Annotated in this window: 21 protein-coding genes; 14 read left to right on the top strand and 7 right to left on the bottom strand. The window is 40.8% G+C overall.

Annotated features, from left to right (window positions below):
- Positions 1-268 precede the first annotated feature (268 nt).
- The 10 genes from B0185_RS10025 (at position 269) to B0185_RS09980 (ending at position 7,334) form a co-directional block, all read left to right on the top strand.
- Positions 269-547, top strand: a complete 279-nt coding sequence (locus B0185_RS10025; RefSeq protein ID WP_005707104.1) for a hypothetical protein — start codon at positions 269-271, stop codon at positions 545-547.
- Positions 548-558: 11 nt separating this feature from the next.
- Positions 559-921: a hypothetical protein gene (locus B0185_RS10020; RefSeq protein ID WP_005707116.1), complete on the top strand. Its 363-nt coding sequence runs from the start codon at positions 559-561 to the stop codon at positions 919-921.
- A gap of 102 nt (positions 922-1,023) precedes the next feature.
- On the top strand, positions 1,024-1,545 hold the full coding sequence (locus B0185_RS10015) for a hypothetical protein (protein ID WP_005707159.1): 522 nt from the start codon (positions 1,024-1,026) through the stop codon (positions 1,543-1,545).
- Positions 1,546-1,666: 121 nt separating this feature from the next.
- On the top strand, positions 1,667-2,383 hold the full coding sequence (gene hda, locus B0185_RS10010; protein ID WP_039863372.1) for a DnaA regulatory inactivator Hda: 717 nt from the start codon (positions 1,667-1,669) through the stop codon (positions 2,381-2,383).
- Positions 2,384-2,498: 115 nt separating this feature from the next.
- A complete protein-coding gene (ccmA, locus tag B0185_RS10005; RefSeq protein ID WP_005707127.1) occupies positions 2,499-3,131 on the top strand; it encodes a cytochrome c biogenesis heme-transporting ATPase CcmA in 633 nt (210 codons plus the stop codon).
- The gene (ccmB, locus tag B0185_RS10000) at positions 3,128-3,790 is read left to right on the top strand and encodes a heme exporter protein CcmB (protein ID WP_005707099.1); all 663 of its coding nucleotides are present in this window, start codon (positions 3,128-3,130) and stop codon (positions 3,788-3,790) included. The genes ccmA and ccmB overlap by 4 nt, the downstream gene beginning before the upstream one ends.
- Before the next feature lie 47 nt (positions 3,791-3,837).
- Complete coding sequence (locus tag B0185_RS09995) at positions 3,838-4,578, top strand: heme ABC transporter permease (RefSeq protein WP_005707141.1); 741 nt, start codon at positions 3,838-3,840, stop codon at positions 4,576-4,578.
- 11 nt (positions 4,579-4,589) lie between these two features.
- Complete coding sequence (ccmD, locus tag B0185_RS09990) at positions 4,590-4,784, top strand: heme exporter protein CcmD (protein WP_005707131.1); 195 nt, start codon at positions 4,590-4,592, stop codon at positions 4,782-4,784.
- A 61-nt stretch (positions 4,785-4,845) separates the two neighbouring features.
- Entirely contained in the window at positions 4,846-5,391 is a 546-nt protein-coding gene (gene ccmE, locus B0185_RS09985; RefSeq protein ID WP_005707121.1) for a cytochrome c maturation protein CcmE, read from the top strand.
- The gene (locus B0185_RS09980; RefSeq protein WP_005707118.1) at positions 5,388-7,334 is read left to right on the top strand and encodes a heme lyase CcmF/NrfE family subunit; all 1,947 of its coding nucleotides are present in this window, start codon (positions 5,388-5,390) and stop codon (positions 7,332-7,334) included. Before ccmE ends, B0185_RS09980 begins: the two co-directional genes overlap by 4 nt.
- A gap of 326 nt (positions 7,335-7,660) precedes the next feature.
- Here the strand turns inward: B0185_RS09980 and B0185_RS09975 are convergent, their stop codons facing one another.
- On the bottom strand, positions 7,661-8,236 hold the full coding sequence (locus B0185_RS09975; RefSeq protein WP_005707110.1) for a hypothetical protein: 576 nt from the start codon (positions 8,234-8,236) through the stop codon (positions 7,661-7,663).
- A gap of 46 nt (positions 8,237-8,282) precedes the next feature.
- Positions 8,283-9,365 carry a peptide chain release factor 1 gene (prfA, locus tag B0185_RS09970; RefSeq protein WP_005707125.1) on the bottom strand — a complete coding sequence of 361 codons (1,083 nt, stop codon included), beginning with the start codon at positions 9,363-9,365 and terminating at the stop codon, positions 8,283-8,285.
- A gap of 165 nt (positions 9,366-9,530) precedes the next feature.
- Between prfA and dnaA the strand changes: the two genes are divergently transcribed.
- The 4 genes from dnaA (at position 9,531) to B0185_RS09950 (ending at position 13,641) form a co-directional block, all read left to right on the top strand.
- The gene (dnaA, locus tag B0185_RS09965) at positions 9,531-10,862 is read left to right on the top strand and encodes a chromosomal replication initiator protein DnaA (protein ID WP_005707156.1); all 1,332 of its coding nucleotides are present in this window, start codon (positions 9,531-9,533) and stop codon (positions 10,860-10,862) included.
- A 21-nt stretch (positions 10,863-10,883) separates the two neighbouring features.
- Positions 10,884-11,987: a DNA polymerase III subunit beta gene (gene dnaN, locus B0185_RS09960; RefSeq protein ID WP_005707122.1), complete on the top strand. Its 1,104-nt coding sequence runs from the start codon at positions 10,884-10,886 to the stop codon at positions 11,985-11,987.
- 137 nt (positions 11,988-12,124) lie between these two features.
- Positions 12,125-13,207 carry a DNA replication/repair protein RecF gene (gene recF, locus B0185_RS09955; RefSeq protein ID WP_005707150.1) on the top strand — a complete coding sequence of 361 codons (1,083 nt, stop codon included), beginning with the start codon at positions 12,125-12,127 and terminating at the stop codon, positions 13,205-13,207.
- Positions 13,204-13,641 (top strand): methyltransferase family protein, encoded by a 438-nt coding sequence (locus B0185_RS09950; RefSeq protein ID WP_005707096.1) that lies wholly within the window; start codon positions 13,204-13,206, stop codon positions 13,639-13,641. Before recF ends, B0185_RS09950 begins: the two co-directional genes overlap by 4 nt.
- A 67-nt stretch (positions 13,642-13,708) precedes the next feature.
- Here the strand turns inward: B0185_RS09950 and B0185_RS09945 are convergent, their stop codons facing one another.
- From B0185_RS09945 to msrAB, 5 genes are all read right to left on the bottom strand, one after another.
- Positions 13,709-15,262 (bottom strand): diflavin oxidoreductase, encoded by a 1,554-nt coding sequence (locus B0185_RS09945; RefSeq protein ID WP_005707108.1) that lies wholly within the window; start codon positions 15,260-15,262, stop codon positions 13,709-13,711.
- 67 nt (positions 15,263-15,329) lie between these two features.
- The gene (locus B0185_RS09940; protein ID WP_005707115.1) at positions 15,330-15,761 is read right to left on the bottom strand and encodes a PAS domain-containing protein; all 432 of its coding nucleotides are present in this window, start codon (positions 15,759-15,761) and stop codon (positions 15,330-15,332) included.
- Positions 15,762-15,984: 223 nt separating this feature from the next.
- Entirely contained in the window at positions 15,985-16,455 is a 471-nt protein-coding gene (locus B0185_RS09935) for a redoxin domain-containing protein (RefSeq protein WP_005707151.1), read from the bottom strand.
- 41 nt (positions 16,456-16,496) lie between these two features.
- On the bottom strand, positions 16,497-17,138 hold the full coding sequence (locus tag B0185_RS09930; RefSeq protein ID WP_005707100.1) for a cytochrome c biogenesis protein CcdA: 642 nt from the start codon (positions 17,136-17,138) through the stop codon (positions 16,497-16,499).
- Between the two features lie 11 nt (positions 17,139-17,149).
- Positions 17,150-18,208: a bifunctional peptide-methionine (S)-S-oxide reductase MsrA/peptide-methionine (R)-S-oxide reductase MsrB gene (gene msrAB, locus B0185_RS09925; RefSeq protein ID WP_005707154.1), complete on the bottom strand. Its 1,059-nt coding sequence runs from the start codon at positions 18,206-18,208 to the stop codon at positions 17,150-17,152.
- Positions 18,209-18,357 lie beyond the last annotated feature (149 nt).

Here is an 18,357-nt window from a genome sequence, read left to right as displayed (position 1 = left end):
GATTGAATTACAGCGAAAGCGAATAACCCCGTATCGTAAGGTACGGGGTTTTTGATTTTATCATCTTTTTAATTAATCGCCATCTTGTATTTATTATCCCATTTCCCTCTTTTTTATGGTTACACCGTTCACTTTATTTTAACTCCACGCGTAGGTGGGTGGAAGCCCACTATCAAAAATCTTAAATTTTCAAAGAAGTATACTTCTTTTACTTGGTATTGACATACCAAGTAAACATATCTGAATAAAACTATGGTGGTTACCTGTTATGAATAATAATCAAACAATGATCTCTCAAATATTGAGTTCTTGGAAAAATCAAGATTTTCAGAATTTATTAAAATCACATAAAAATTTTTTAGATACTAAATTAATTTCAGAAATAGATAAACTGATTTTAAAAATAAATATTGATGATTTTATCAATCAGCAGCAGGCAATTGTATTGCTAAATTATATTTATTCTGATTTAAAAGATAATAATTTATCTGAAATAGATAAATCTTTTTTAGAACTAAAAGAATATCTTTCTAAATTAGTAAAATAGCTGGAGGAAATATGAAATATTTGTTTATATTATTTTCTATTTTAGGATTGTCAGCTTGTTCATCAGGATTACACGTTTGGTATAACTCATCGCCACAACATGCAAGATTAATTTGTGGCGGACAATTTGTCGGTTATACGCCTTATAACGCTTATTACAATATTTCTGAGCAAGATATCCAACGTGGTGTCGTTCGAGTTGTACCTTGCCAAGCTGTTTGGATGAGTGGAGCAACCGAACAATATCGCAACCAATTCCCAGTGAATTCCTATAGCCATTCTTATCAATTAACCGCAGTAAGCCATAATGTATCTGCTGCGGATGTTCAGTTTGATTCATCACAACGTGCAGCCTATCAAGCCGAACAAGATTAGATTAATCAAATAATTCAAGGTATTGGACAAAGTCGTCCGAAAAGCACCTATTGTAATAGAATTGGCAACCAAGTTTTTTGTAATACTTATTAAGGAATAAAAATGAAAAAAATATTTTCAATTACGGTAATTTCTTTGCTGTTATCGGGTTGTTTGAATAGCGTAACTTTGCCAAATTCAAATACATCTAATACAGCATCGGAGTTTAATCAGAATTCTTTATTAACAGAAGAGGAAACAAATACGATTAGACTGGGCTATGCTATAGCTTTTGTTTGCATCAACACTGAACCGAAGCAACAGGCGGATAAATGGGATAAATCTATGTCGAAATTTGATTCATTATTGAACGCTTTGAATGAGTCTGAGAGAGCGAAACTTCGTGGTGGAATAATGGTAGATGTTATGACACCTTATTTAGTTAAGAATCAAATTCCTGTTACTCCTGATAATTGGAAAAGATTATTTAATGCATTTAAACAAGACAAAAAATTATTCGATGGAGTGCTTGCTGTTGCAAAAGAAGCTCTCCCAACATATGGTTTTGGTTCAGATTGCTCTTCTTCTACGCTTAATAATGTTAAACAGGTTGTAAAAAATATTATGGTAACGAAGAATCGTTAAGATTAGACTAACTTCATATTTGCACAAATACCTGTTTCCCCTCGAAACAGGTATCCTCTTCCCAACCCCCCCCTTTTCCGCTATCCTTAGCACAATATTCCAACAAAAAGGCAATCAAACCATTAACCAACAACTCTTACTCCCTATTCATCAAAATGATGATGAAACATTTGAAAATTTCTATTCAGAAAACAACCCTGTGTTGTTGGATTCCCTACGCCAAAATTTTATCGATGTCCAACAGCCGTTTTTCTACATTTGGGGAAATCAGGGCTGCGGGAAAAGCCATCTCTTAAAAGCCGTTACCAATCAATATCTCTTTAATCAACAATCCGCAAGTTATATTCCTCTGGATAAATCTCGCTATTTTTCCCCGCAAGTACTGGAAAATGCGGCTCAAATGGATGTGGTATGTTTAGACGATTTTCAAACTATCGCAGGTAATGAAGAGTGGGAACTTGCCATTTTCGATCTCTTCAATCAAATCCGTGAGCAACAAGGCTTGTTTGGTAATGAACACAAAACATTGTTATTGATTAGTGCGAATTGCCCGCCCCATGAATTGAAAATCAGCTTACCTGATTTACATTCTCGTTTGATTTGGGGCGAGGTTTATCAGCTTGCTGATTTGAGGGATGAGCAAAAATGCGTTGTTCTGCAAAATAACGCTTATCAAAAAGGTATGGAGCTTTCAGATGAGGTCGCTAATTTCCTTTTAAAACGGCTTGGCAATGATCTTGCAGTCTTGCTTAAAGAGTTGGATCTGCTTGACCGAGCCTCGCTACAAGCTCAACGAAAACTGACAGTGCCTTTTGTTAAAGAAGTGTTGCACTTATAAATTTACAAAAATTTGTTTTAAAACAAATTGATCACTCTAAATAGGTAGGTTGTTTTTAACGCTAATCAGACTGATTATGGTAAACTTGCCTATCTTTTAATACCCTATCCGTGTTATGCAATCGAATGTACTAACTCTCAATAATATTGCCTGCGAACGTGGTGAAAATCGTCTGTTCGAAGGCTGTTCTTTTACGCTCAATCAAGGCGATTGGGTGCAGATTGAAGGGCATAATGGTATCGGTAAAACGAGTTTACTCCGTATTTTAGCGGGGCTTGCTTTACCTGCTGAAGGCGAAGTGCTTTGGAATGGTCAAAAAATCCAAAAATGTCGCGAAGAATATTATAGTGAGCTGTTTTATCTTGGGCATCACGCAGGGATTAAACCCGAATTGACACCGTGGGAAAATTTACGTTTTTATCAAAAAGTGCAGGGCTTAGCATTAAGTGATGAAGCGCTTTGGCATGCACTTGAAAAAGTTGCACTAGTTGGGCGGGAAGATTTACCTTGCTCGCATCTTTCTGCGGGGCAACAACGCCGTGTTGCATTGGCAAAATTGTGGCTAACCAAACAGCAACTTTGGATTTTAGATGAGCCGTTCACCGCGATTGATAAAAAAGGTGTAGCCGATTTAATCGCTCATATTGAACAACATTGCCAAAATAGGGGAATGGTGATTTTTACTAGTCATCAAGCGGTCGAAAATCCTCATTTAAAAGCGATTTCTTTGGATCAATTTAAACTATGATTTTATTGAACATTATTCAACGAGAATTAACTATCGCATTTCGTCGACCTGCTGAAATTCTGAATCCGCTCTGGTTTTTTTTGATCGTGATTACGCTTTTTCCGCTGTTGATGGGGCCAAATCCTGAACTTCTGGGAAAAATCGCTTCAGGCATTGCGTGGGTTGCTGCATTATTATCAGCATTGCTCTCGTTTGAGCGCCTTTTCCGTGATGATTATTTAGATGGCTCATTAGAGCAATTGATGTTGTTGCCAGTTGGCTTATCGCAAGTGGCACTTGCCAAAGTCATAGCACATTGGCTGCTGACAGGATTACCACTGATTTTGCTTTCACCTATTGCGGCGATTTTGCTCTCGCTTGAAGCTCATGTGTGGTGGGCGTTAGTGCTCACCCTGTTATTAGGTACGCCAATTTTGAGCTGTTTAGGGGCAATTGGTGTGGCTTTAACCGTTGGTTTACGAAAAGGTGGTACGCTGTTGAGCTTGCTGATTTTACCGCTCTTTTTGCCTGTGTTGATTTTTGCAGCAGCAGTGCTTGAAGCGGCAACCATCAATATGAACTACAGCGGTCAGCTTGCGATTATCGGTGCGATTTTAGCCATTACTTTAACTTTTTCGCCTTTTGCGATTGCAGGAGCATTACGCATCACTCTGCAATAGCAAGCGGTATGATTTAATTGACATTTTACCAACTTGGAGCTTTTTCTATGTGGAAATTTCTGCATCCCTACGCTAAGCCTGAAACGCAATATCGCTTGCTAGGGAAAATTCAGCCTGCGATTGGCTATTTAAGCCTGATCTTGCTGGCAATCGCCTTCGTTTTAGGCTTAGCCTTCGCCCCAAAAGATTACCAACAGGGCGAGAGCTATCGTATCATCTTTATTCACGTGCCCGCTGCGATTTGGTCGATGGGTGTGTATGGTTCAATGGCATTAGCAGGTCTAATTGCGTTGGTGTGGCAAATTCGTCAAGCAAACCTCGCAATGATTTCAATGGCACCAATCGGCTTGGTGTTTGCCTTTATTTCGCTTGTAACAGGAGCAATCTGGGGGAAACCAATGTGGGGCACTTGGTGGGTGTGGGATGCTCGTTTAACCTCTGCACTTGTGCTTTTCTTCCTCTATATCGGTGTAATGGCACTCTACTCAGCTTTCCAAGATAAACAAACAGGTGCTAAAGCGGCGGGGGTGCTCGCTGTGGTGGGGGTGATTAACTTACCGATCATTCATTTCTCAGTAGAGTGGTGGAACACCTTGCACCAAGGGGCGACGATCACGAAATTAGATAAACCTTCAATGGCAATCGAAATGTTGATTCCGCTATTGCTGGCGATTTTCGGCAGCCTTTTGTTTACCGCTTGGTTCAGCATCTGGCGTTATCGCATTGCATTATTACAAGATGAACGCAAACGCCCTTGGGTAAAAGCCTTAGTGAGCAACTTTAAGTAACGGAGAATAGGATGCAACTTCAATTTCAATTTGATTCTCTTGCGGATTTCTTCGCAATGGGAAATTACGGTTTCTATGTGTGGCTTTCTTACGGCATATCTTTTGTGGCAATGGGATGGCTGATTTGGCAATCAAAGCGTGAGCAAAAGCAGATTGTGGCTCAAGTGAAGAAAGCGTTAGCTCGTGAGGCTCAAGCGAAGAAATAGCCTTTCAAGCGGTCAATTTCTTGTTTCTTTTTGCATATTTTAATTTTTGTGTGGGTAAAAAATGAATCCAAGACGTAAATCTCGATTAAAAATCGTGTTATTGGTGCTCGCGGGCGTAGGCGCGGCAATTGGCTTAACGCTGTATGCACTGAGTCAAAACATCGACCTGTTCTATACGCCTTCTGAAATCGTACAAGGTAAAAACGATGATCCGAACCAGAAACCAGAAGTGGGGCAACGTATCCGCGTAGGTGGGATGGTGATGGAAGGCACGGTAAAACGCGATCCGAAAACGCTTAAAGTCGAATTTGATGTGAACGACATCGGTCCTGCAGTTACGATTGAATATGAAGGCATTTTGCCTGATTTATTCCGTGAAGGGCAAGGTATTGTGGCACAAGGTGTATTGGTTGAGCCAACTCGTTTGCGTGCTACAGAGGTGTTGGCGAAACACGATGAAAACTATATGCCACCTGAGTTGGGCGATAAAATGAAGCAACAACATGGTGCGATGGGAATTTCAGAAGCGGATTTAAAAGGTGAATCAGAACACGATAAAGCCGAAATTGAACGCACGCTGAAAACCTTGCAAGGAGAAAGCAAATGATTGCGGAACTTGGCAATTATGGCTTAGCCTTGGCACTCGCTTTGTCAATTTTCTTAGCAATTTTACCGCTTGTTGGAGCTGAAAAAGGCAATGCGAAGCTAATGGCGTTGGGTCGTCCGCTCACTTGGGCGATGTTCTTGGCGTTGTCGCTTTCGTTTGGTTCGTTATTCTACTTATTCGCTGTGAATGATTTTAGCGTGCAATATGTCGTGAACAACTCGAACTCAACCTTGCCACTGCAATATCGTTTATCGGCAGTGTGGGGATCGCACGAAGGTTCATTGTTGCTCTGGATTTGGTTGTTGGCACTCTGGGCGGTAGGCGTAGCGACCTTTACCCGTAAAATGCCAGAGGAAGCCGTGGCACGCGTGTTGAGCGTGATGGGCTTAATCAGCATTGGCTTTATGGTGTTCATTATTTTCAGCTCGAACCCATTTAACCGTACCTTCCCTGATTTCCCTGCCGATGGTCGTGAACTTAACCCGATGTTGCAAGATGTTGGCTTGATTTTCCACCCGCCACTGCTTTATATGGGATATGTAGGATTTTCGGTCGCTTTCGCCTTTGCGATTGCCTCATTGATGACGGGCAAGCTCGACACCGCGTGGGCAAGATGGTCTCGCCCGTGGACAATGGCAGCGTGGGTTTTCCTCACCCTCGGTATTGTGCTTGGCTCTTGGTGGGCGTATTACGAACTCGGCTGGGGCGGCTGGTGGTTCTGGGATCCTGTGGAAAATGCGTCCTTAATGCCTTGGTTGGCAGGCACGGCGCTGATTCACTCCTTGGCGGTAACTGAAAAACGCAGTACCTTCAAAGCGTGGACGGTATTGCTTGCCATTCTGGCTTTCTCGCTCTGCTTACTTGGTACATTCTTGGTACGTTCTGGTATTCTGGTGTCGGTTCACGCCTTTGCTTCTGATCCAACTCGCGGTTTATACATTTTGGCGTATTTGGTGTTTGTGATTGGCGGCTCGCTACTGCTTTATGCGTTCCAAGGGACGAAAATCAAAAGTTTGGACAACTACCAACGTTATTCACGTGAAAGCTTGTTGTTATTGAATAATGTTATGTTGATGGCGTTTTTATCGGTGGTCTTTTTAGGTACGATTTTACCGCTTATTCACAAGCAAATCGGCTTGGGCTCTGTCTCTATCGGTGCACCGTTTTTTAACCAGATGTTCCTGATTTTAATGGCACCGTTCGCCTTTATTTTAGGCATTGGACCGCTAGTAAAATGGCGACGTGATGAAATCTCGGCAATCCGCACGCCTGTGATGATTTCGCTGGTGATGATGATTGCACTCGGCTTTAGCTTACCTTATTTAGTGGGTGATCGTATTACTGCTACATCGGTAATGGGCGTGATGATGTCGGCGATTATCGTGATTTTAAGCCTGTATGAAATGCACACTCGTGCCACACATCGTCATTCATTTTTGACGGGCATATTCAAACTTTCTCGTTCTCACTGGGGAATGGTATTCGCTCACTTAGGTGTGGCGATGACCGTGTTTGGCATTGCGATGAGCCATAATTTCAGCATCGAAAAAGATGTGCGAATGCGTGAAGGCGATAGTGTGCAGATTTTGGATTACAACTTCACCTTTAAAGGCTTGAAAATTACTGATGGTGCGAACTACCAAGGTGGTACGGCAGATATTGAAATCACCCGCAACGGTAAACTAGAAGCCACGCTTCACGCAGAAAAACGGTTTTACAACGTCAGTAAAATGGGAATGACCGAAGCAGCTATCGACTGGGGTTTCACCCGTGATTTATATGCGGCATTAGGCGAACAACTTGACGACGGATCTTGGGGCTTACGCCTTTACTACAAACCATTCATTCGCTGGATTTGGCTTGGTGGTGTGTTTATGGCATTGGGTGGCTTGCTCTGTATGCTAGATAAACGTTATCGGATTCGGGTGAAGGAAGAGAAATAATTTTCCGTAAATCACTCCTGTCAAATTTCTTCTCCCCTCTTTGCTAAAGAGGGGGAAGGAAGATTTGGCAGAAAATAAGATGGGGAACATATGGATATATCTATGATAAAAAGCGGTAAGATTTTCCAGAAGATTTGTAAATAGGGCAACTCTTATTTAATGACAATTTTTAAACTTGCAAATGGGTTGCAATGGTCTACCAGTGAGCTGATTCAGCAAACGGAAGAGATAGATCGGAATCTGTTTGAATAGATGGTAGGATTTATCTGATTTTATATAAGATATGCTTAACGCCCTGTTACTAAGGCGTTAAGCACATTACATTTCTATTTTACGATTCTTTGGCAAATTCCAGTTCTTGTTATTTCAGGTAATTTTTGCGTAATTACAAAACTTTGATCAGTAAAATTACTCACCTCAAGAGAAACAGGTCTGTTGCTTGAATTATTCATTTGAGCAGAAAGTCCATCAAAAGTCGTATTCTCTTCTGCATTCAGATTTTTATCTGTTTTAATTTTCTTCAACATCTCAAAAGTATGTGCTCGGGTGAAACTGCTTTTGTTAAATTGATAGGTCAATATGTCGCTAGCAAAAGCCCAAGTACCAATACGCTCTAGCTGATATTGAAATAATGGATCTTCTTTGGGAATAGTAAATGTGCCAAGATAAGAAACATAGCCATCTTGAGCAAGTTGCACGGTATTCGATGATCCGATATTGCCCCCATTCATTTCACAGGCCCAGAGACCTACAAAATAATTTCGTTCCACAGAAGATGATTGTGTCGGGTATTGAGTTGATGATGAGCTTTGATGTTGTGATGAGTTAGTGTTTGAAGTGAAAATAGAGTTTGTACAAGCGGTCAAAAAAAACGAAAAGATGATCGATAAATGTTTTAACATTTTGATTTCCTTAAAATTTCATGCCCTCGAAATGAGGGCAAATTTATTATGCATTTTCAGATAACGCAGCTAATTGGTCAGCTTGATATTCAGTAATGATTGGTTGAATCAACTCATCAATTTTACCGTTCATTACTTCATCTAAGCGGTAAACAGTAAGGTTGATGCGATGATCCGTCACACGACCTTGCGGGTAGTTGTAAGTACGGATTTTATCCGAACGGTCGCCTGAACCAAGTAAGTTACGGCGGGTGTCTGCTTGTTCTGCTGCTTGACGTTCTTGTTCAACTTGCACAATGCGTGAAGCCAATACTGCCAACGCTTTCGCTTTATTTTTATGCTGTGAACGCTCGTCTTGGCATTCTACTACAATCCCTGTTGGAAGGTGGGTAATACGTACTGCTGAGTCGGTGGTATTAACGTGCTGACCACCCGCACCTGATGAACGGTAAGTATCAATACGCAAATCCGCTGGGTTGATTTCTGGCATTTCCGATTCTGGTAATTCTGGCATTACCGCTACGGTACAAGCTGAGGTGTGAATACGCCCTTGCGATTCGGTTTTTGGTACGCGTTGTACGCGGTGACCACCTGATTCAAATTTAAGCTGACCATACACGCCTTCACCTGAAATTTTCACGATGATCTCTTTGTATCCGCCCTGTTCGCTTTCATTGGCAGAAAGCTCTTCGATACGCCAGCGTTTACTTTCGCAATAACGGCTGTACATACGATATAAATCGCCTGCGAAAATACCCGCTTCATCACCGCCCGTTCCCGCACGGATTTCTAAGAAGGCGTTGTATTCATCGTTCGGATCTTTCGGCAGTAAGAGAATCTGCAAGTGTTGCTCAAGCTGCTCAATTTCGGCTTTGTTTTCTGCGATCTCTTCTTCGGCAATTTCTTTCATATCAGGATCATCTAATAGGATTTGTGCATCTTCAATGTCGTTGTTGAGCTTTTTCCAGCGATTGAAAGTGCTAACTACCTCTTCTAATTGAGAATATTCTTTAGAATAAGCACGGAATTTGTCTTGATCTGAGATTACCGAGGCATCGCCTAACAATGCCTGTAACTCTTCGTGGCGTTCACTTAAACTTTCTAACTTGCTAATGATGGATTCTTTCATTGTTTTCTTTTATGTAATGGATGTAAATGAGGCGAATTATAGCGGAAATTTCCGCAAATTGCTTGAAGAAAAACAAGCGGTAATTTTTTCTGAAAAATTTGCAAGATTTCCACAAGATTTTAAGGTATTATAGACAACCTTTTTCACAAGTTTTGGGAGTAAATCGTGTCTTCTCTTTGGGCAGATTGCCTTAATCATTTACAATCAAAAGTATCGTCTACGGACTACAGCACTTGGCTACGCCCGTTACAGGCGAGTTTTAGCGATGGAGAATTAACGCTTTATGCTCAAAATCAGTTTGTTGAGAAATGGGTAAAAGATAATTTCTTGAATGAGATCATTGATCTTGCCCGTTTTTTGTCCAAAAATGAGGCGTTGATCGTTACCACTCGCGTGGGGATTCGCCCGAATGAAAAACGCGTGGAAGCAACACAGAATACTCAGCAAGATCCTGCTACGGGTACATTTAAAACGGGAATTAACCCAGGTCAGCACTTCGATAACTTTGTACAAGGTCGCTCAAACCAGCTTGCCAAAGCGGTATCACAACAGGTAGTAAATGAGCTGGGGCAGAGTCATTGCAATCCATTGTCTCTTTACGCCAATACGGGCTTGGGGAAAACTCACCTTTTGCATGCAATCGGCAATGCATTGCTTAAAAAAACGCCAGATTTACGTATTCTCTATATTCATTCGGAACGTTTTTATCGCGATATTTTGAAAGCGATCAACACTAACAGCCAAGAAGCGGATAAACTCAAAAAATTCTACCGCTCATTGGATGTATTAATGATCGATGATATTCAGTTTTTGGCGGATAAGCCGAAGGTACAAGAGGAATTTTTACACTTGTTAAACGCCTTATTTGATCAAGGTAAGCAAGTGATCTTGACCTCCAACGTTTACCCGAAAAATATTGAAGGTATTGATCCGCTGATTAAATCGCGTCTTAGCTGTGGGATTAGCTCTACGATCGAACCGCCAGAATTAGAAACCCGCGTGGCGATTTTGCGTAAAAAAGCGGAAGAACGAGGCGTGGAATTGTTAGAAGATGTAGCCTATTTGATCGGACAAAAATTACGTACTCACGTGCGTGAACTCGAAGGGGCGTTAAACTCTGTTATTGCGTGGCAGACGGTAACTCACCGCCCAATTACGATTGATATGGCACGTGAAGTATTACGCGACCGTTTTGCTGCTTATGAACAGCTGATTACGATCGAAAATATTCAGCGCGTGGTGGCGGATCATTACAACATTAAATTGGCAGATATTAAATCGAAAAGTCGCACACGAACCATTGCGCGTCCACGACAAATCGCAATGGCATTAGCAAAAGAGCTGACCAATCATAGCTTGCCAGAAATTGGGCGAGAGTTCGGCGGACGTGACCACACCACCGTGATGCACGCTTGCAAAACCATTGCAGAATTACGTGATACTGATACCAGTATCCAAGAAGATTACACTCTTTTAACACGCAAATTATCATCATAAAAACGACGATTAGGAATGGTTATGTTATTTACGATTACCAGAGAACAGTTACTCAAACCCTTGCAACAAGTGTGCGGTGTACTTGCAAGCCGTCCAACGTTGCCTATCATTAACAACATTTTGCTTGAAGTAGAAGGCGATCGCCTTTCTCTTACGGGAACAGACTTAGAGGTGGAGCTAAGCACCCAAGCCCAATTAGCTCAAGCGGTCGATTTTTCAGGAAAATTTACCATTCCTGCCAAGAAATTCTTGGATATTTCGAAGAGTTTGCCTGAAGATAGCCTCATTTCGGTGCAGTTCGAGGAGGATAAAGCCATAGTTAAAGCAGGTCGCAGTAAATTTAGTTTAGCGACTTTACCTGCAAGCGAGTATCCAAATTTAATGGATTGGACGCCAGAAGTGGATTTCAGCCTTGAACAAGCCACTTTTGCTCGTTTAATTGATGCCACCCAATTCTCAATGGCGAACCAAGATGCTCGTTATTTCTTAAATGGAATGAAATTCGAAACCGAAGGCAATTTATTGCGCGCAGTTGCAACCGATGGGCATCGCCTTGCGGTCTGCACAATGCCACTCACGCAAGAGCTGGTTTCACACTCTGTAATCGTGCCTCGTAAAGCAGCATTAGAACTCTCCCGCTTGTTAAGTGTAAGCAACGAAATCGTGCGTTTAGAGATTGGCTCAAGCAATATTCGTGTAACGATGAATGACGTAGTGTTTACGTCAAAATTGATTGATGGGCGTTTCCCTGATTACCGTAGAGTTTTACCTCGTAATGCAGATCGTATTTTAGAAGCGGATACTGAAGTGCTTCGTCGAGCTTTAATGCGTGCAGCGATTTTATCAAACGAAAAATTCCGTGGCGTGCGTTTAACACTTGAACAAGATGTACTCAAAATTACAGCCAACAATCCAGAACAAGAAGAGGCAGAAGAGATCATCGATGTGAACTACCAAAGCCCTGCGATGGAAGTTGGATTCAACGTGAGCTATGTGTTGGATGTGTTAAATACGCTCAAATGTGAACGCGTGCGTTTTAGCCTAGTGGATGCAAGCTCAAGTTGTTTAATTGAAGATTGTGATAATAACACTGCAGAATATGTGATTATGCCAATGAGGTTGTAGTTGTTTATCCTAGCAGCAACATTGCTCTTTGCGTAGGGGCGGGGTTTATCCCCGCCCGATATTCTTTAATTGGGAGGGGATAAACCCCTCTCCTACGAAAGTGATATTAATCATCCTTTTAATCATCAGAACTTTCTATGCCCCTATCTCGCCTTATCATTCAAAATTTCCGCAATATTCAATCTGCCGAGCTTGATCTCAGCCCGAATTTCAACTTTATTGTTGGACACAACGGCAGTGGCAAAACTAGCCTGCTTGAAGCCATTTTCTACCTCGGGCACGGGCGTTCATTTAAAAGCCATATTAGCAACCGCGTAATCAATTATGAGGCAGAAAATTTTGTCTTGCACGGAAAAATTGATGAGGAAAAACATAGCTGGACGGTTGGGCTACAAAAACAGCGTTCGGGCAATACCATACTTAAAATCAATGGTGAAGATGGCAATAAAATTGCCGATCTTGCCCATCTTTTACCAATGCAAGTGATCACGCCTGAAGGGTTAACGTTGCTCAATGGCGGACCGAGCTATCGCCGTGCTTTTTTAGATTGGGGCTTATTCCATAAACAGAGTGATTTTTATCCACAATGGGTCAATCTTAAACGTTTGTTGAAACAACGTAATGCCGCATTACAGCAAGTCCGAAACTACAACGAGTTGAAACATTGGGATATTGAATTGGTAAAAACCGCTCAAAATGTGACCGCTATGCGTGCCGAATATGCTGCCGCTATCACGCCTGAAATTGCCCGTCATTGTGCTTTTTTCTTACCTGAATTAGAAATTTCAGTCAGCTTTTATCAAGGTTGGGAAAAAGGTGCCGATTATACTGACATCTTACAACAAGGCTTTGAACGCGACCGCTCATTAGGCTATACAATGTTAGGTGCACAAAAAGCGGATTTCCGCTTCCGAGCCAACGGCTTGCCTGTAGAAGATGTACTTTCTCGAGGGCAGTTAAAGCTCTTAATGTGTGCCTTACGATTAGCTCAAGGCGAATATTTAACTGCCGAGAAAGAGAAATCTTGTATTTTCTTGATTGACGATTTTGCTTCGGAGCTTGATCCCGTCAAACGTGAATTGCTCTCACAACGTCTGCGTGAAAGCCAGTCGCAAGTATTCGTTACCGCCATTACCCAAGAGCAATTAAACCAGATGCAATGGCAGAAAAATTCGCAAGATCAACTATTTGAAATTCAACAAGGGAAAATTTGCAAATGAAAACCAAAATTCCACCGCCTGTGTTAAGCCTGATTTGTATGGCGATAATGTATTGCTTGCCGACTATCCTTACCTTGCCAAAGGCAACTTGGTTGGTTGTGATGTTGGTTGGATTAAGTAGCGTTATTGGCATAGCAAGCGTTATCTCATTCCGTCTTGCTAAAACGACCATCAGCCCGCTTCATCCAAATCAAACCAGCCATATTGTTCAAACGGGTATCTATCGTTTTAGCCGTAATCCGATGTATCTCAGCCTCGCCATTTTCCTTATCGCATTTGCAATTTACCTTGAAAATGCCACCGCTTTATTGGTAATTCCGTTATTCATCTGGAGCATCAATTATTTACAAATTCAGCCAGAAGAACAGATGTTAGAACAAAAATTTGGCGAGGAATATTTGGCGTATAAAAAAGCGGTAAGACGTTGGGTGTAGTAATCGAATTTCACATAGAAAAATGGCTGAAGATTTCTTCAGCCATTTCTTTGTTCAATTTTTGAAATTAATACACATCTCTCATCAATCTCCCTTCGGCAATGAGCGTGGCGATGATGTTATTGAAGTCGTCCACGAAAGGCTGCCCACCAATTTTATCTGCGATCTCCAATAGTACTTCATCTACTGCTTTACTCATTGATTTGCTGCCGCAGATGTAGAAATATGCCCCTTGCTGAATCAATTTCCAAAGCAATTCGCCTTGCTCACACATTGCATCTTGCACATAAAATTTGACCGCTTGATCGCGTGAAAAGGCAGTGAAAAGCGTGGTGAGTACGCCTTGTGTTTGATAGGCGTTGAGCTGTTCTTCATAAAGAAAATCTTTGGCTTGATAGCGTTCACCAAAGAAGAGGTAGCTCTCTACTTTATTCGGTTGTTGTGCTAAATAATCCAAGAAACCAATATGTGGTGCAATGCCTGCGCCCGAGCCAATCATCACTACTGGTGCATTGAGATTTTCAGTCAAGTGGAATGTTGCGTTCGATTTGATGAAAATCGGTAATCTTTGCCCTTCTTTGAGGTGTGCAAGCTGATCGCTTGCTGTGCCTTGGTAACTACGTTCATTGAGCTGATAATGAACGTGACGCACGCAGAGATCGACATATTCAGGGTGCGTTTTACCACAAGAGCTGATGGAATAGGCACGAGCGGTTAAATTTGGTAAGCATTCTGCAAGATCTTGTAGCGAAATGCGTTTTTCTACATCAAAATCACGCAAAACATCAAGCAAATCACGCCCATATAAATAGGTTTCCAAGGCTTTTTTATTGGAAATTTTGAGCAGGTTTTTCAGCTCAGCGTTATCTAAAATTTTATTTAAATCACGCAATACATTTTTGCTTAATAGGCGTAATTCCTTGTTGCGTAAGCCTTCTGCTGATTGCTCAAACCAGTTTTCATAAAGGGCTAATGCCTCATCAGGTTGTCTGACTTGCACATAAACTAAATCGCCTGCTTGGTAGAAAATTCCGCTGTTTTGCAGTGATAGACGTAAGTGGTAAACAGCAGGTTCAGATTGTGCCAAGTGTTTGATTTCCAACACTTCTGCTTCGTACACAGTTTTTTCGTTATAAACCTTAACGGAAAGATCGTGGGCTAACGTTTCGTTTGCAGGTGTTTGTAGAACTTGTTGCAAGAGTGGTAGCCATTGTTTGAAGATAGCTTGATAGTTGAGATCCGCATCTACACGAGCAATCAAGGCTTTTGCTTGTTTTTGATTAAGTAAGGCTTCGATTTGTTGGCTGAAGCCGCAGAATTGATCATAGCTGGTATCGCCCAAACCGAATAGGACATAACGGCACGGGAAAGTGGTCAAATTTTCCAAAGAATTTGCAAATTCATCGGCATTAGCTGGTGGTTCGCCATCACCGAACGAGCTAGTTAAAATCAGCAATAAATCGTCCGCTTGTAGGCGAGAAAAATCTAGTTCATTTAGGGTACAAAGGCTAGGTTGGTGGGCTTGTAGCCAATCAAGCTGATGGAGTTGCTTGGCAAGTGCTTCGGCATTGCCCGATTCAGAACCGTAGGCGATATGAATATGAGAAATAGGTTGAGACATAGCAGTTCCTTTCATATATCAAGAAAGAAAAGGCGTGCCAAAGCACGCCCGAAAAGAGAATTGTTGATTATTTATCGTAGTAGTCGTCGAATACTTCTTTTGATAATTCTACGGCATCGAAGTTTTGCATTAAATCGTTGATTACACGGCGCACGCTGATGTAGCTGGTGATATTGCCCGCTTCGTCAAAAATTGGCTGAACGGTGGTATCTACCACATAAACTACACCACCTTTACCTACGTTTGGCACGATACCTGTCCAAATTTTACCTGCTTGGATAGTATCCCACATATCTTTGTACACTTCTTTTGACACAGAAGGGTGACGCACAAGGTTGTGCGGTTGACCGATTAATTCTTCGCGAGAATAGCCTGTTAATTTGCAGAAAAGATCATTTGCGTAAGTGATCACGCCTTGTAAATCGGTAGTTGAAATCACTAAAGTGTCTTGCACTGCTTTAAGAATAACATCATTAGAAGGGACGATTTGTTCAGCCATAGTTAAACTCCGTTGGTCTGATTATCATTGAATGGAATTAAAATCAAACCTTCTCTGTGAGAAGGCTACAATAAAATACCTGATTATTTTACTAAAGTAAATAACCAAGTAAAAAGTTAAACTATTCTTTGCTTTTTATCAAATATCACTCTTCAACTACACTCGAAATGCATAAATGTTCTTCCATTGTAAAAGCGGCTTAAAAATAAGCCGCTTGTCATCATTATTTTTCAGCAAACGCTCGAATTTGCTCTGCGCCTAAATGTCCTGGTACGGTTTTTTTCAGGTTTAAATCGCTATCTAAAAATAGATTAAACGGATAGCCACGCACTCTTGCTTTATCAATGATTTCGCCTTTTTCATCTAAAAGCACTGTGATATTTTTATATTCTAATCCCTTGTACCACTCAATAAAATCAGCGGTGTCTTTTTCGCCTTTGTGATCGGGCGAAACAATGGTAATCACTTCAAAATTGCGATCTTTTTCCGCACTTAAATCATCAATTTCAGCTAATCCTGCCAAACAAATTGGACACCAAGATGCCCACATTTTTACATACACAGGTTTACCTTTATATTGGCTTAAAGTAACTGGCTGATTGTTTAAATCTTTGAGTTGCACGTCCGCCAAATTAGTTTGTGCAAAAGCGTTTAGGCTGAATGCCATTAGAAATATTGATAATAGTTTTTTCATTGCTTTTTCCTTTTATAGATTTCTTTTGTTAAGGTTATACCTTACGAAAAATTATTCGTAATCAATAAAATACCCATCACGATAATTAAAACACCGCCAGCAATTTTAAATTTGTCTAAGTGTTTATTTAACCCTTTGGCACGTTTTAGCAAGCTGTCTGAGAAGAATGAAAATAATACAAACGGCGTTGCCAAGCCTAAAACATAAACGAACATCATTGATGCACCGTAAAGTGCAGAGCCTTCATCGCCTGATAAAGCTAACACGGAAGCCAAAATCGGGCCAATACAAGGTGTCCAACCAAGGCTAAAGGTTAAACCAAGGACAAATGCCTCAAGTGCGGTTGATTTTCCTGATGTTTTTATTTCCACCAATTTTGTGCGTTCCAACAAACCAATTTTGAAAATGCCAAGTTGATGAATACCCAAAATAATCACAATAACGCCAGCGATAATGCGGGTGGTGTTACTAAATAAAATATTCCCTAAAAAACCAAAACTAAAGCCTAAACTGACAAATGTAAGGGAAAGCCCTAAAATAAATAAAAAAGTATTTAGGACTTTTTTACCGCCTTTACTCAAAATACCAAAATAAATTGGAATAATCGGGAAAATACAAGGCGAAAGAAAAGAAGCAAGCCCAGCTAAAAATACAGTTCCAATAAGGAGTTGTTGATCTAACATCCTACATCTCCTTATTTTTTAATGGATTGAATCAAATATCCATATCCTGCCTTTTCCATTTCAGCTAACGGAATAAATTTAATTGATGCACTGTTAATGCAATAACGCAAACCACCTTTATCTTTCGGGCCGTCATCAAATACGTGACCTAAATGAGCATTACCCGCACGGCTTAACACTTCGGTACGTTGCATATTGAAGCTGTTGTCGGTTTCATAATGCACTACATCTTTAATGATCGGTTTCGTAAAACTTGGCCAGCCACAACCTGATTCAAATTTATCATTTGAAGAGAAAACAGGCTCGCCTGTGGTGATATCAACATAAATACCTGGTTGGAAATTATCCCAATATTCGTTACTAAAAGAGCGTTCAGTATGTTTATTTTGAGTAACGGAATATTGCAACGGTGTCAATTTCGCTTTGAGTTCTGCATCACTCGGTTTCGGATAATCTTTCTCGTCAATCACAGGTTCATCTGCTTTGGTAATATCAATATGGCAGTAGCCATTTGGATTTTTCTTCAAATAATCTTGATGATATTCTTCTGCTACGATGTAATTTTTAATCGGTTGCACCTCAACTTGTACTGGTTTTTTATATTTGGTTTGAAGCTGGGCGAGTGCTTGTTCGATCACCGCTTTATCTGCTCCATCTTGATAATAAATCCCTGTGCGATATTGTCTGCCACGGTCGTTACCTTGTTTGTTTACGCTGGTTGGATCAATCACTTTAAAATAATATTTAAGCAATTTATCTAACGAAATTTGGTTTGCATCGTAAGTGACTTTTACCGTTTCTGCGTGATCGGTTAGCCCAATCAGCTGATAACTGGTTTTCTCCGTATTACCATTTGCATAGCCAGAAATCGCATCTTTCACACCGTGAATACGCTCCATATAAGCTTCCATACCCCAGAAACAGCCACCAGCAAGATAAATTTCTCGAATGTTTTGTGTATTTTCCATTGCCATTTTTTGTTCTCCAGATGATGTTGAATTTTGTATCGCTAAAGTTGGTGTAGCACAACAAAGTGCGGTAATAAATAGAAATGTTTTTGATAGTTTCATTGCTTTTCCTTATGAAGTAAAAATTAACGTTACATAAGGTTAGACGGCGAAGAATTGGATTTCTTACAGATTTTTTTACTTAAGTTTGAAATGTGGTAGAAAATAAGAGGGGAATTTTAGATAAAAAAGACTAAGTCTAAATATAGACT

Origin of the sequence: Haemophilus parahaemolyticus (genome assembly GCF_002015035.1) — a bacterium.
GTDB lineage: Bacteria > Pseudomonadota > Gammaproteobacteria > Enterobacterales > Pasteurellaceae > Haemophilus_A > Haemophilus_A parahaemolyticus.
The sequence above is the reverse complement of the archived record's forward strand: the minus strand, read 5'-3'. Positions and strand labels throughout refer to the sequence as shown.

Excerpts from the sequence above, each read along its gene's own strand:
- B0185_RS10025 (WP_005707104.1), top strand. The coding sequence starts at position 269 with ATGAATAATAATCAAACAATGATCTCTCAAATATTGAGTTCTTGGAAA.
- B0185_RS10020 (WP_005707116.1), top strand. The coding sequence starts at position 559 with ATGAAATATTTGTTTATATTATTTTCTATTTTAGGATTGTCAGCTTGT.
- B0185_RS10015 (WP_005707159.1), top strand. The coding sequence starts at position 1,024 with ATGAAAAAAATATTTTCAATTACGGTAATTTCTTTGCTGTTATCGGGT.
- ccmA (WP_005707127.1), top strand. The coding sequence starts at position 2,499 with ATGCAATCGAATGTACTAACTCTCAATAATATTGCCTGCGAACGTGGT.
- ccmB (WP_005707099.1), top strand. The coding sequence starts at position 3,128 with ATGATTTTATTGAACATTATTCAACGAGAATTAACTATCGCATTTCGT.
- B0185_RS09995 (WP_005707141.1), top strand. The coding sequence starts at position 3,838 with ATGTGGAAATTTCTGCATCCCTACGCTAAGCCTGAAACGCAATATCGC.
- ccmD (WP_005707131.1), top strand. The coding sequence starts at position 4,590 with ATGCAACTTCAATTTCAATTTGATTCTCTTGCGGATTTCTTCGCAATG.
- ccmE (WP_005707121.1), top strand. The coding sequence starts at position 4,846 with ATGAATCCAAGACGTAAATCTCGATTAAAAATCGTGTTATTGGTGCTC.
- B0185_RS09980 (WP_005707118.1), top strand. The coding sequence starts at position 5,388 with ATGATTGCGGAACTTGGCAATTATGGCTTAGCCTTGGCACTCGCTTTG.
- B0185_RS09975 (WP_005707110.1), bottom strand. The coding sequence starts at position 8,236 with ATGTTAAAACATTTATCGATCATCTTTTCGTTTTTTTTGACCGCTTGT.
- prfA (WP_005707125.1), bottom strand. The coding sequence starts at position 9,365 with ATGAAAGAATCCATCATTAGCAAGTTAGAAAGTTTAAGTGAACGCCAC.
- dnaN (WP_005707122.1), top strand. The coding sequence starts at position 10,884 with ATGTTATTTACGATTACCAGAGAACAGTTACTCAAACCCTTGCAACAA.
- recF (WP_005707150.1), top strand. The coding sequence starts at position 12,125 with ATGCCCCTATCTCGCCTTATCATTCAAAATTTCCGCAATATTCAATCT.
- B0185_RS09950 (WP_005707096.1), top strand. The coding sequence starts at position 13,204 with ATGAAAACCAAAATTCCACCGCCTGTGTTAAGCCTGATTTGTATGGCG.
- B0185_RS09945 (WP_005707108.1), bottom strand. The coding sequence starts at position 15,262 with ATGTCTCAACCTATTTCTCATATTCATATCGCCTACGGTTCTGAATCG.
- B0185_RS09940 (WP_005707115.1), bottom strand. The coding sequence starts at position 15,761 with ATGGCTGAACAAATCGTCCCTTCTAATGATGTTATTCTTAAAGCAGTG.
- B0185_RS09935 (WP_005707151.1), bottom strand. The coding sequence starts at position 16,455 with ATGAAAAAACTATTATCAATATTTCTAATGGCATTCAGCCTAAACGCT.
- B0185_RS09930 (WP_005707100.1), bottom strand. The coding sequence starts at position 17,138 with ATGTTAGATCAACAACTCCTTATTGGAACTGTATTTTTAGCTGGGCTT.
- msrAB (WP_005707154.1), bottom strand. The coding sequence starts at position 18,208 with ATGAAACTATCAAAAACATTTCTATTTATTACCGCACTTTGTTGTGCT.